General features: G+C 43.5%; 13 protein-coding genes. 7 read left to right on the top strand and 6 right to left on the bottom strand.

Annotated features, from left to right (window positions below; genetic code table 11):
* Positions 1-28: 28 nt before the first annotated feature.
* Together SYNC_RS06800 and SYNC_RS06795 are read left to right on the top strand one after the other, a co-directional pair.
* The gene (locus tag SYNC_RS06800) at positions 29-1,297 is read left to right on the top strand and encodes a cytochrome P450 (RefSeq protein ID WP_041426540.1); all 1,269 of its coding nucleotides are present in this window, start codon (positions 29-31) and stop codon (positions 1,295-1,297) included.
* A 404-nt stretch (positions 1,298-1,701) separates the two neighbouring features.
* On the top strand, positions 1,702-2,550 hold the full coding sequence (locus tag SYNC_RS06795) for an NAD-dependent epimerase/dehydratase family protein (protein WP_011619378.1): 849 nt from the start codon (positions 1,702-1,704) through the stop codon (positions 2,548-2,550).
* Between the two features lie 287 nt (positions 2,551-2,837).
* Here the strand turns inward: SYNC_RS06795 and SYNC_RS06785 are convergent, their stop codons facing one another.
* From SYNC_RS06785 to SYNC_RS06775, 3 genes are all read right to left on the bottom strand, one after another.
* On the bottom strand, positions 2,838-3,503 hold the full coding sequence (locus SYNC_RS06785) for an SDR family oxidoreductase (protein WP_011619377.1): 666 nt from the start codon (positions 3,501-3,503) through the stop codon (positions 2,838-2,840).
* Positions 3,504-4,115: 612 nt separating this feature from the next.
* Positions 4,116-4,343 (bottom strand): hypothetical protein, encoded by a 228-nt coding sequence (locus SYNC_RS06780; RefSeq protein WP_011619376.1) that lies wholly within the window; start codon positions 4,341-4,343, stop codon positions 4,116-4,118.
* Between the two features lie 175 nt (positions 4,344-4,518).
* Complete coding sequence (locus SYNC_RS06775) at positions 4,519-5,253, bottom strand: 16S rRNA (uracil(1498)-N(3))-methyltransferase (RefSeq protein WP_011619375.1); 735 nt, start codon at positions 5,251-5,253, stop codon at positions 4,519-4,521.
* Between the two features lie 212 nt (positions 5,254-5,465).
* Here SYNC_RS06775 and SYNC_RS06770 point away from each other — a divergent pair, with 212 nt between their 5' ends.
* A complete protein-coding gene (locus tag SYNC_RS06770; protein WP_011619374.1) occupies positions 5,466-6,278 on the top strand; it encodes a J domain-containing protein in 813 nt (270 codons plus the stop codon).
* Between the two features lie 23 nt (positions 6,279-6,301).
* On the opposite strand, the gene SYNC_RS06765 is transcribed toward SYNC_RS06770, so the two are convergent.
* Entirely contained in the window at positions 6,302-7,093 is a 792-nt protein-coding gene (locus SYNC_RS06765; protein ID WP_011619373.1) for a DUF3598 family protein, read from the bottom strand.
* A 212-nt stretch (positions 7,094-7,305) separates the two neighbouring features.
* Between SYNC_RS06765 and SYNC_RS06760 the strand changes: the two genes are divergently transcribed.
* From SYNC_RS06760 to SYNC_RS06750, 3 genes are read left to right on the top strand one after another with little or no spacing between them, the layout of a single operon-like run.
* Positions 7,306-7,809 carry an NfeD family protein gene (locus tag SYNC_RS06760; protein WP_011619372.1) on the top strand — a complete coding sequence of 168 codons (504 nt, stop codon included), beginning with the start codon at positions 7,306-7,308 and terminating at the stop codon, positions 7,807-7,809.
* Between the two features lie 57 nt (positions 7,810-7,866).
* Positions 7,867-9,183 (top strand): flotillin family protein, encoded by a 1,317-nt coding sequence (locus tag SYNC_RS06755; RefSeq protein ID WP_083756068.1) that lies wholly within the window; start codon positions 7,867-7,869, stop codon positions 9,181-9,183.
* Between the two features lie 2 nt (positions 9,184-9,185).
* Positions 9,186-10,421 (top strand): flotillin family protein, encoded by a 1,236-nt coding sequence (locus tag SYNC_RS06750; RefSeq protein ID WP_041426538.1) that lies wholly within the window; start codon positions 9,186-9,188, stop codon positions 10,419-10,421.
* A 110-nt stretch (positions 10,422-10,531) separates the two neighbouring features.
* Here SYNC_RS06750 and SYNC_RS14310 read toward each other — a convergent pair whose 3' ends face one another.
* Positions 10,532-10,864, bottom strand: a complete 333-nt coding sequence (locus SYNC_RS14310) for a hypothetical protein (protein ID WP_148201866.1) — start codon at positions 10,862-10,864, stop codon at positions 10,532-10,534.
* 478 nt (positions 10,865-11,342) lie between these two features.
* On the opposite strand from SYNC_RS14310, the gene SYNC_RS06745 reads away from it, so the two are divergent.
* Positions 11,343-11,825, top strand: a complete 483-nt coding sequence (locus SYNC_RS06745; protein WP_011619369.1) for a hypothetical protein — start codon at positions 11,343-11,345, stop codon at positions 11,823-11,825.
* Between the two features lie 422 nt (positions 11,826-12,247).
* Here SYNC_RS06745 and SYNC_RS06740 read toward each other — a convergent pair whose 3' ends face one another.
* A complete protein-coding gene (locus SYNC_RS06740) occupies positions 12,248-12,763 on the bottom strand; it encodes a tetratricopeptide repeat protein (RefSeq protein ID WP_148201864.1) in 516 nt (171 codons plus the stop codon).
* Positions 12,764-12,817: the final 54 nt, after the last annotated feature.

Genomic DNA, 12,817 nt, shown 5'->3' with positions numbered 1-12,817 from the left:
CTGAGTTCCACAACCTCAACCAACCTTGATGGCTCACGCACATCTGCCTACCACCGGTGCTTTGACCGGAGTTTTTGAGTCTCTTGCGTTTTTCCGAGATCCCTCTTTTGCCAAACGGCGTTTCCGTGCTCACGGTGATGTCTTTGAGACCTGTCTCTTAGGCCAACGCATCGTGTTCATCCAAGGGGATCAACCCATTGCTGATCTCTTGGCACAAGGTGGATGTCTTGAGGGTTGGTGGCCTAAAAGTGTGCAACTGCTGCTCGGCAGCCGCTCCTTAGCGAATCGCAATGGTGATGGTCATAAAGTTCGCCGGCGTGTTGTTGGTCAATTGTTTTCAAGCGCTGCTCTGCGCCGCTATACACCAGAAATCTCAGTACTCGTGCAAAAGCTGGTGGATGAATTGCTGAACAGCACCTCTCCTCAACCACTGGCTCCGCGCATGCGTCGCTTTGCGTTCAGTGTGATCGCCAACGTTGTTTTGGGACTCGATGACCGCAATAGAGATGAATGTTTTGCTGATTTCGAGATTTGGACGAAGGCTTTGTTTTCGATCCCGATCTCGATCCCGGGTACTCCTTTTGCGCAAGCGATGAACGCACGAACGCGGTTGCTCACACGCTTTAAACAGCTGCTTGCCAATGACACTCCTTTGAGAGGTGGTCTAGATCTCCTCCGAGCTGGAGTGGATGAATCTGGAATTTCACTGGATGATGATGATCTAGCCGAGCAACTCTTGCTGCTTCTCTTTGCTGGTTATGAAACAACGGCATCGTCGCTTAGTTGTCTCTTTCGTGCATTGTTGATCGATCCAACGGTGAACACTTGGTTGTTATCAGAACTGGATGCTAAGTCTGCACAAGATGATTTAGATCGATCCTTACCCCGTTTGGATGCCACAGTTTTAGAGGTGATGCGTTTGACACCACCGGTTGGAGGGTTCTTTCGCCGTACGAAGGCTCCAGTCATACTTTCTGGTATTGAAGTTTCCGCCGATCGAGTGATTCAAGTGGTTCTGACTCCCTCATCACCTAGCGATGATTCAGACTTTTTTGATTTTCGTCCTCAACGTCATTTGGACGGATCATTCCATCAGACACTGTTACCTTTTGGCGGCGGAGAACGGGTATGTCTTGGCAAAGCACTCGCGGATCTTGAAATTCGCTTGATGGCTTTGGGTGTTCTGAAGAATATTGAGTTACAGCTTCACCCAAATCAGGATTTGTCGTTGCAGCAAATACCAAGCCCTACTCCGCGGGATGGTCTTGTTATCACTTCTCAGAGAAGACTTGAGTAAGTGATATTGACTTTTTTTAGGTCACCATAGACTCATCAGCAATGTCTATCAGTAGCGATACGGCCCAGATCATTTGATTTAAAGAAGTTGGAATCACTAAGTCTTTTGATTTACCAGTTCACTGTTGAATCTCTAGTAGCTGTGTCATGTGGTGGCGGTGTGGCCCATTTAAATTAGTGACGTCTTCGTGGTGGGCGGCTCACAAAGCCATCAGAAATTTTAGTTCAAAGAGACAAACTTGCATCATGTTTTTATGTGATTGCTGTTCATCATTCCGTTAGCAGACGACGAACCGAGCTCCCCTAGAACCTTCCCAATGTCAGAGATCCGGTGCATAGGGAACCGACCGACCCACAGTTGATGGGTAAAGAGTTGTAAAAATGGGTTGACTCGTCCTTGTCCTGATGTCCTCTTACTCAGTCATTGGCTGCGGCTACGTCGGTAGCTTTGTGGCGGCAAGCATGAAAAACCAAGGGCATTACGTTGTTGGCACCACCCGCACGTCACAGCGGTTTGCTGAGTTGCGCAACGTGGTCAACGAGCCAATCAGTCTTGATCTTGCTCAGCAAGACTGCGATTTTTCTTTTCTTGAAGACCAGCATGGTTTGCTGATTAGCGTCGCACCCACGCAGAATGGAGACGGGTATCAAGGCGTTTTTTCGAATGGCATACGAAACCTTGCCCGAGCTCTGCGCTGTCGTCAGTCCACCCATCAGCTTCATGTGACCTACATCAGTTCTGCTGGGGTGTATGGAGATCAACAAGGTGAGTTGGTGACAGAAGACTCACCTGTGGATTGTTTGAATCCTGTGAATGCGATGTTGGTTGAGGCTGAAAACGTTTTGCTCACAATCGATCGTCCCGACACCTCAATCTGCGTACTGCGCCTTGGTGGTATTTATGGCCCTGGACGAGACATGGTATCCATGATCAAGCAGGCAGCTGGAGAATCGATTCCCAAAAACGGAAATGATATTCCTGCTTGGAGTGGCATTTTTGATATCACCAATGGTGTGAGTTTTGCTTTCAATAATCAGCTTGTTGGGATTTATAACCTGGTCGACGATATGCAGCTGAGTCGGCGTCAATTGTCTAATGAAATCTGCGACATTGATGGTTTGCCCCCTGTGATCTGGGCGAATGAAAATGCACCAGGTGCTAGATCAATGAATGCGAAAGTTACCAATGACAAAATCAAAACAAAAGGATTCCGCCTTAGCTCACCTTCCATGTTGATGCCCACTCTTGTTTAGCTGTGATGTTTGTGAGGTTTAAGATCGTATTTGAAAATCAAAAACCATAATTTTTCGCAAATCTGTTCTTACTCTGCCGCCATGTATCACTTGCATCGTTGGATTCAACCAACAGAATGAAATCCTTGACATGATGTTTAAGGATAAGTTGTAGATAGAAATCAAAAAAAGAATCCTCTACGATAAAAATGAGTTCAATGCATTTTATCAAAAAACAGTTTGAACTATTGAAATTTTCAGCAAGAGTAATCATGTAGCTTGTGCTTTGACCATTGTCTCTTATCAACTCACCATGGAAGCTTTTGACCATTGGAGTGCCAAAACGTCCCGCTGGTTTCTAATTCAAGGTCATCAATCCTTGCCAGAAGACCTAGAACTGCTGTTTTTGTGCTGATGCCATTAGGGTTGAAATTGATCATTCGCGTGCTGACGAGCCCAGGATGGAGAATGGCTACTGCAATTCCGCGTGGTTTCAAATCGATTGATAATGATCGTCCAGCGATGTTCAGTGCCACTTTTGACATCCGGTAGCCATATGAGCCACCCGAAGTGTTGTCGTCGATAGATCCCATTCGACTGGTGATCAGGGCCAGCTTCGCCCCGTAAGGCATCTGTCCGATCAATGATTTTGCCAACAACAACGGGGCTAACGCATTGACCTCGAATTGACGTTTAATTCCTTCGCTATCCAGTTCCTCGAGCCCCATTGATTGCAGAATCCCTGCATTCAGAATGACTCCATCCAACTGCCGATTCATCAGGTTCCGAACTAGGTCAGCGATAGAGGTCTCACTGGTGAGTTCGATGTCCGACTGAATTTCCACACCCATGGCCTCAAGCTCTGGAGAGGCTTGGCGGCATACCGCAATCACATGATCATGACGAGCTTGCAATTGACGGCAGAACTCAAGTCCGATGCCCCTGTTTGCGCCTGTGACAAGAAAGGTGGCCAAAGGGTCCTCTGAATCAATGAACAGTTTGATTAGAAATCAATCAACATGTCAACATGTAGTGGATAAGGAACGGAATTCGTACGGTCAGCGAGAAAGCGATCAGGATCTACATGGCGAAACTTTGAAAAACGTGGGATTCCGTGTTAGCTCAATTGAGAGGCTTCGTGTATGACGGCCAGCATTGAGTGAGGAATCTGCGGTGTAGCGAAGATGCTGTATTGCATTCCACTTCTTCCGTTGAACAGCAAGAGGATGATGGGCATCCCGAACTTCTTCAATCCCAGTCCTTGCTTAAAGAGATCGTGGGGACTTTTTGTAGTGTCGAGGCAAATGGACTTCGCAATCGAGGGTCAACGTTGTCATAAAGGGTTAATCCAAAAAATTTCCAGAGTTGGCATGGCGAATTTCAAACAGTGGTCTGGGTGAGATTGCTTTTAAATACACAGGTAAAAGGTCTGAACCGCTGCATTACAGTGGGATATTGCAGTGATTAGGCATTGCGGAAAAGGGTACGAATCAATGTCCATCTGTGAATCTAAGCATGATCAGATTGGTGTTAAATTTTTTCCAATTTATAAAACCTCTCATTACATCTAAATCAGGGGTCATTAATCAGGAGATACGTGTGGATTGAAAGTTCCACATCTCTTCGGCCTCTTGCCACAACTCCCAAGAGTGACGGGACCCATCCACCAAAATCAGTTGTCCGGCGAAACCAGCTGGAGACGGTTGGTAGAGATCAATTAATTCCTGAACAGGTTCTCCATCTCGATTAAAGATGTTGGTGACTCTCTTCCCAATTCGCTTGGAAAGATCTTTCTGGAATTCGTCAAGACGCATTATCGTTCCTAGTTATGTGAGGTAAAATGCTCAACGGTCCTCTTAAGAAGCTGATCGTAGTCTCATGTTATCGCTATTCTTGTTTATTGCTTGTGATGGTACCTAGAAGTCACAATCATTCTAATAGCTGAGCAGCTTAACTTATGAGCTTTTATTCTCTTTTTTAGTTGATCATTTATTGGTGTCTACTTTTCGGTAAGGCTTGAGCTAACACTGTTGTTACTGCGGTATCTACGCTAAGAGTTCTTCCTCCTAGATGGACAGACCGTGCAATTTTTGTTTCTGCTAACTCAATTTCAAAGGGTACGAACCCACCTTCAGGCCCAATCATGACGACGGCAGGTTTTGAGGAGCTCTCAATATCAACAATTGATTGAGTTGCTTTCATATCTGTAAGCCAGCAAGTACGATTTACACATATCTCAGGCAATTGATCTTCTACAAAAGGTCTAAACCGTCGGTGCAATTTAACATTTGTCATTAATGTATCCTTGGAGCGTTCCATGCCTACAATCAGTGCATCGTGAATTTTCTCCGGTGTCAAGAGTGGGCTCTGCCAGAAGCTTTTTTCTACCCTCGCGCTATTGATTAAATGTAAGTTTTCTACTCCGTATTCAGCAATTGTTCGTAAAATACGTCGCAGCATCTTGGGTCGTGGTAATGCAAGTACGATGTCAAATGGATGTCTATGTGGTGCTGGTTCGTTTAGGACTATCTGAAGGATTATCCCGTATGAATTGATCGATTCCACGATGCCATAACCACAGTTGCCGCCTAAAAGACCAACTTTTAATGATTGCCCCACATTCGGATTCAAGACTTGTCGGATATGAACTAAGCGATCATCACGAATTATTGCAGTGGTTGAGTGATTGATAAAATCTTGTTTTTTGAGGAGAATAATATTCATAGATGATAACGAGTCTGGTTAGTGATGGACATCTCTGCGCTGATCGATTATTTTATTGTGTAGTAACAGATCTTTTGAATCAATGATTTCCTTGTAGTCAATCCATGTCAGATTTTCGGGCATTGATAACCACCTCATTGAGCTGCTGGATTGACACCCTATGGTGATCAGAGCAATAAGGCAGTGGATCCTGTGGCTTGTGTTGTCAGCTAATGGGGTTTGACCCTCGGCGTTGGTCGTCAGCGGCTGAACCGCATCGTCGTCAGACCGTTACAAGCAATGTTGATGCACTCTTGGCTGAAAACGACAGTCTTCGCAGAGAGGTACGGCAGCTCAAGAAGCAGATTGATTTGCTACGTCAGCGTCAGTGGACGCCTTCACAGTCAAGATATCAAAAGCGTTCTCAAGCGGAAAGCCATGAACGTGAACCAAAATCTTCATCTGTCTCCTCTGATCAGGTTGAACGTTGGGGCGAAGCGCTTTCACGCCAGCAAGGCTGGAGTGAGCTTCGCCTCAAGGACCTTGAAAACCTCATCGATGTCTTCAATCGCGAGAGTTTTCACTCTCACCTGAATCTCAAAGATCGTTTGGATCGGCTGATGCCTGGTTTAGGTACTGACTTGGTGGCTGCGATACCGAAACCGATGACCAAAAAAAAATATGCTGTGCTTGCTTCTTTTGCTTTGTATGGCATTAGATCTCGTGAGTGGCTGGATGAAGACCCGCAACGGGTTGTTTTTGAATTAAAAAATCGTCAACAGAGTTCGCGCCAACGTCGTAGAACTAGATCTGATCAGAGGGCCTCTGACCGAAGCTCTCAGGCTTACGGGAACGGCAACAATCCATCAGAGTTTTCGATTCGTGAGGCACTCGATGTTTTAGGACTTAAGCGGGGTGCATCGCAAGACGCAATTAAGAAGTCTTATCGTCGTTTGGTGAAAAACCATCACCCTGATATAGGCGGTTCTGCTGACGAATTTCGTAGAATCAATGAAGCTTATCAGTTCCTGCTGCTTCATGTTTAGATCATCAAATTCACTAATTCTGTTTATCGTGATAGATGCTGTAGGCGAACGTCAATTAAGCTTGAATCGGCCCCATAGGATGCCATGATTGTCCTTAGCTGATTGTTGGATTCAAGCCATATCGAACTTATTGCAAATGGTTTATTGAAACTAAGTCTTTCTGGACAGCGTAAAATTATGTTATCAGGAAAAAAGTATTCGTTATCACCAGGTTGTGAAGTCATTTCAAATGTACCTGCAACTCTCGATCGATTTAAAGTTGCATCAATAGTATTAGTGATTCCTCGCCAGTTGTTTCCTATGTCCCAAGACGGGATCATTTGAACGTCATCTGACCAGGTTGACTGAACTAGATTATTCCTCTGCTCACGAATGCAGGCTATTCTCTCAAGTGCACCGTTCAACCCATAGAGCATGCCGACGCTGAGACGTACATTTTTGTTGGCAAGAAAAAGCTCCATTGGAAAATATTGGTTTAGAATGAGCTGAGGAACGAGCCATGCGGCAGCACCATTCTTGAAAGCTAGGCCTCTCATGTAGTCACTTGCTGGATGCATGAATCCATCTTCTTTGCAGTGCTCTAGGAAGCTGTAATTCCATTCTTTTTTGACATTCTGTCCATCATCATATAAATACTGGTTCAATTGGTTGATACATTTTTTGTGTGGATCTGCACTAAAGGATCGGCAACTTAGAAATGTTTCTGATAACTCACCAGTTGGTTGATAACGCGACCACTTTCCACTCCAGGCTCCTAAGTGGAAATTCCAAAATGAATTCCAATTTTGTGTAGGTGCTGATTCACGCTCTTTCATGATCTGTCAGTTTGGATGAATTGTGCTCAATGTGTGGAAATTGATGAAAGCATAAGAGTTTTATTAATGGTTGATTGGTTTTGATGTGATGCTACTTATTACTGTTTCTTGATCTGGCCTATCCATTCATCCCATCAGTAGTGGCCTTGATCGGGTAACGGGACCAGAATCAATACAGATCGCCATTATGAGTACTCAGCTGCTGATCTTCGATGGTTTGGACCTACTCCTTTTGCCTTGTTGCAGGCGTTGTCTTGATTGCCCTCTCTCTTGACAATGATGCTGGTGGGCTGGATGGCGATGGTTTAGGCGGAAACCTAAGCCTGTTATTCAGTACGCCGTTTTGGTCATTCGGACTCTGTGGATTTGGGTTATGCGGTCTGTTGATGTTAATTCTTAGTCCTAAGGACAGCGGCTTGCCCACTTTGATCGTTGCCAGCGCTATGGGGCTGGCTATGGGATGGGGAGCTTCACACGTTTTGCGCTTGATGAGCCGCCGGGAGGCAGACACCCTCATCCGAAATGACGACTTAGTTGGTCAACAAGGACAAATCACTCTGACTGTTGCCAAAAACCAACGTGGCTTTGTTGAATTGAAAGTGCGTGGCAGTTTGATCCGCAGACCTGCTCTTAGCAATGCAGGAACACTCGAAGAAGGGACCATGGTGGTGGTCGTGGCTAGTGATCAGCACACCCTGCGCGTGGACCGAATGTGAGATCTGTGGTCAATCTGTTTGATGAGAGCTAAGCCAAGGTCAGTTGGTTGGATCTCAATGTCTTCACGACTGCTCCATGAGCAGCCCTCACAACCGCTTGGATTCCTGTCGAGGGACCAAAACAACACAGTCGCAGGTGGAGTGGGCATTGTTGTTGTCAGTCTTGTGGGACTGACCCTTCTGAGTCGATGGATGATACGAATCTGTCGCCCCAATGAAATGTTGGTTGTGACGGGGTCACGCTCCAACCAAGGAAGTCAGGGGTTCAAGGGATATCGAGTTGTTGCTAATGGTGGTTGGACGTTTGTGAAACCTGTGCTCGAAACAGCACGGCGAATGGATGTCACACTTCTACCTGTTTTGGTTGAAGTAAAAAATGCTTACTCCAATGGAGGCACACCCCTGAATATTCAGGCGATTGCCAACGTGAAGGTCAGTACGGATCCTGATGTTCGCAACAATGCAATCGAACGTTTTCTCGGACGTGATTCCCGTGAAATTATCCAGGTTGCACAAGAAAACCTAGAGGGCAATCTTCGTAGTGTTCTTGCACAGCTCACTCCGGAAGAGGTGAATGAAGACCGTCTTCGTTTTGCTGAGCAAATTGCCAAAGATGTGGGCGATGACCTGAGACGACTCGGACTTCAACTGGATACGTTAAAGATTCAAAGCGTTTCAGATGATGTTGATTATCTCAATTCAATTAGTCGAAGAAGAGTTGCTCAGATCGTCCGTGATGCAGAAATTGCAGAGGCTGAGGCGATCGGTCAAGCTGAGCGAGTTGAAGCGGAAATGGAAGAAAAAGCTGAAGTGGTGCGGACTGAGGCTCAGACCGTGGTTCTTGAAAAAGATAACGGTGTGCGTACCAAAATAGCCCAAATGGAAAAGAAGGCTCGATCTGAAGAGGAGAGAACAGAAGCGGCTGAATTGGAAGCTAGAGCGATAGCGGAGCAAAAACTACAAAAAGTAAGAGCTGAGCTGGAGCGATTAAGGCTGCAAGCCGAACAAGTTCTTCCTGCACAAGCAAATCAAAAGGCTAAAGAATTAAGAGCTCGTGGCATGGCTGCTGCAACGGCCGAGGACGTTAAGGCAAGTGCGTTAGTGAATGATCTACTCACACAGGTCTGGGAAGAGGCTGGTAGCACTGCAGAGCTCGTTTTTTTGCTTCAGCAAATTGAAATGGTGCTTGATCACGCCACACGTCTTCCTGGACGACTTCATTTGAAAAGGATTACAACCTTGGATGGAAACGATGCATCCAGTCTTGCCAGCCTTGTAGCGCTGAATCACGTTGTTGTCCGTCAGTTCTTTGATCAAGTCAAAGAAATTTTTGGCATTGATCTTATCGACACACTATCAAACAGAGGAAATTAGTAATGTTCGTAGCTATTGGGTTAACAGGTGCTGCAGGTTTATGGGCTTTTATTGCCCTTCTTCGTCAGTTGTATTACATCTGTCAACCGAGTGAGGCTTTGATCTTTGCTGGTCTGAGGAGAACAACTGGATCAGGTCAAAAGGTGGGATATCGCACAGTTCGTGGTGGAAGTGCGCTTCGCATTCCATTGCTCGAAGAGGTGATGCGCTTGGATCTAAGCAATATGATCATTGATCTGCAAGTAACAAATGCCTATTCACGTGGGGGTATTCCATTAAATGTATCTGGTGTCGCAAATATCAAGATATCAGGCGATGAGCCCGGAATTCATAACGCGATTGAGCGTTTAATTGGCAAATCTCAAGATGAAATTCGACACATTGCCAAAGAAACTCTTGAAGGGAATTTGAGAGGTGTGATGGCAAGTTTAACTCCGGAGCAATTAAATGAAGACAAGGTAACCTTTGCACGCACTCTTTTGGAGGAAGCTGAGGATGACCTTCAAAAACTCGGTTTAGTATTGGATACACTTCAGATTCAAAACATCTCAGATGATGTCTTATATCTCGACTCGATTGGAAGAAAGCAATTAGTTGAATTGAAGAGAGATTCCCGCATTGCAGAAGCAGAGGCTAAGTCACAGTCTGCTGTAAAGCGTGCTGAAAATGAAAGAATTACATCATTGAGAAGACTTGATAAAGACCTAGCTATCGCGACAGCAAATGCCAACAAGAGGGTGCAAGATGCATTGACGAGGCGAGATGCGTTAGTTGCTGAGGAGGAAGCACGCATTGGCGCTGAATTAGCTCGAGCCGAAGCAGAGCTTCCAGTACAAGAACAGCGTATTAAACAAGTGACACAACAATTAGAAGCTGACGTTATTGCACCTGCAGAGTCAGAATGTCAAACAATGATGGCGGAGGCGAAAGGTGAGGCCGCAACTATCATTGAACAAGGACGGTCTCAAGCTGAAGGTTTACGCGATTTAGTCGCATCACTGCAACGTTCAGGTGATGATGCTAAGCGACTATTTTTATTGCAAAAGCTCGAACCCCTTCTTACAATGCTAAGTGATACTGTTCGGCCTATTGAGGTTGAAGAAGTCAATCTCATTGGTGAACGACAGGGGCAGACTAATCTTTCAATTGCCACGTTGTTGAAGCAACTTCAGGTTAGTACAGGATTTAGGTTGCCAGAGGAAATAACCCAAAAAGATAGCAGTAATACAATCAGCTAATCAATCAAATAGAATCTGATCATCAGTAGTTCTCTTTGGTACTTTCAATAAGTTGATTGAAAAAAATCAAAAGTTCTCAATCTTGAGAATGGACAGACTTTATAAGTAATCTAGGGTTTTCTATTTAACTTTTCCCATGCATCACTATGACGAAATGCTGGCCAAGCCACAAAATAGTAAATAAATAACGGAAATAATGAATATTCTGGATGCACATAAGAACCATACAAAAGCCAATATCCTCCTACAGCAATTGGTAAAGCAATTAGTCTCGGACCATTTCCATAATCGTCTTCAGCCCAACGTGCACTTAATGCTTTACCTACAATCCAGGGTGACAAAATAAGCAAGAATGACCAATGAATCAAAAGACGATAAAGGTTCCAGAATGGTTTGAAAAATGATGATGCAATCAAAAATACGATTAAGTATGGAAAGATCATGGATGGCCTGGAGCTCATTTGCCATAATAGCGCTAAGTAAGCGCACGGAAAAGTTATGAGCTTCACCAATGCATAAAATGAGCTTATACTTATTAAGTACTGATCTCTAATTTGTTCTCATATATTGACTTTGCTTAAGGCTGATATGAAAATCTGTACTCATGTACATCTATCTGTGGTCGCAAAATCATGAACAGTACTGATATTCACTTTCCCGCTAATTTTATTTTTTATTGTATCTGCTAATAATATAAAACTAACCTGCTTTGACCATGTGTGAAGATTAAAGCAATTGGCAATGAAAGTTTAATGTGTCGCTATAATCAAAGTGTTCGCAATTGAGGCAGTTTTACTGTATCAAGTATCTTTCTGTTTTAATCGAATCAAGTAAACACTTTTCTCTTTTTTCTGAATAAAAATTCGTTATCCCCGTTTTACAAGAAAAACCAACCTCCTCTCAGTTAAAGGTTTTAAGGCTATGTCTTGCAGTTGGAAAGAAATTGAGAATCATTGGATTCTGCTACGAGATCATTCCATCTTTAATTTAAGTGCACCTTGTATTGTGATAAACAAAGATGGAGATCTATTTGAAAACACTTTGAATGATCTCGTAAGTTATATTGATATTCCAACCGATATTTCAATAGAACAGATATCTCTCTATCTTGCTAGTTCCCTTGAAATGGGCTCAACTGAAGCGGCAGCAAAGAAAATGATCGATGATGATCTATTGAGCGGTCAGAATTTTCTGAATCAACTTAATGTTATCAAGCAAAAAGCTCGCAACATAACCCTAGGGACAATTGATGATGTGTTTAATGCGATTAAAATCGCCAAGAAAGGTTTTAGTGCATATCCTCGTAAGATGTTAATTATTCAGCTTGGAGAGTATCGAGGAGATTTGCTTCTGGTTTCACCTCCAACAAATGATGGAAGAAGGATCAATGATGTTGGTTCTTAAGGTGCCAAAATATGAGTGTCAATATAAGACTTTTACCCCAAAGTATTCAACCATTTTTTGTGAATTCAAACAGATGCTTCCATTTCCAACTCAGTCTCACTAAAGGTGTTTTCTGATTTCGTGAGAAAATTTGTTCACATACCGATTATAACATTAAATGTTCTCAAAGCATTGATCTGCTCTTTTGAACTGGGCTTTGTATATTAACGATCTATAAATACTCTATCAGCAATAACTTGCTGAGCCTTTCAACGTTTTTCAAGAGAAAGGATCTAGCCTTCTCTTTCTAATAACAGATTAATCTGTGAGTTGTGCTCAATCATCAAATGACCATTCAGTGATAAAAGAAGGCAATACAAGCTGATAAAAAATACTGGTTAGATAATAGGCCACGCTTCTAGATTTGACTATTGGTTTTCATTCTAAGAACATTTTTGTTTCACAAATCTATTTGCTTCTTTGAAACCAAGATTATATGATTTTTCCCAATCAGAACAAGCACTTGTAATGTTTGAAATCATATCCATTGCCATGCCATGATTAAAGTAGGAATTGCCATTTAATGGGTCTATTGAAATAGCTATATCAAAGTCTGAAATTGAACCGTCAAGATCTCCAGTCCTTGCTTTAGCAATACCACGATTGTTTAAAGCTTCAATACTATTAGGCTCTAAGTTTATACTTCTATTGTAGTCCATTATTGCCCCATCAAAATCACCTAGTTTTGCTTTGGTTACCCCGCGATAGTTAAACGCAGGTGCATTATCTGGATTGAGCATGATTTCGCTATTGAAATCTATCAGTGCGCCTCTATAGTTCATGTCCTCAAGATGATTGATACCTTTATTTATGTGATCTTCGCTTGTGTTTGCATATGCCGCTAAAAGTAGCGACATACAAAGCATGAAGAAAGTAGTTACGACTGAACGCACGGTCACAAGTAATCGTTTGTCTTTGAGATTATACCCTTTCTGGGATTTTAGAGAATTCAA

Source organism: Synechococcus sp. CC9311, assembly GCF_000014585.1.
Taxonomy (GTDB): domain Bacteria; phylum Cyanobacteriota; class Cyanobacteriia; order PCC-6307; family Cyanobiaceae; genus Synechococcus_C.
Note: the sequence above shows the minus strand (reverse complement) of the source record. Positions and strands in the feature narration are given on the sequence as shown.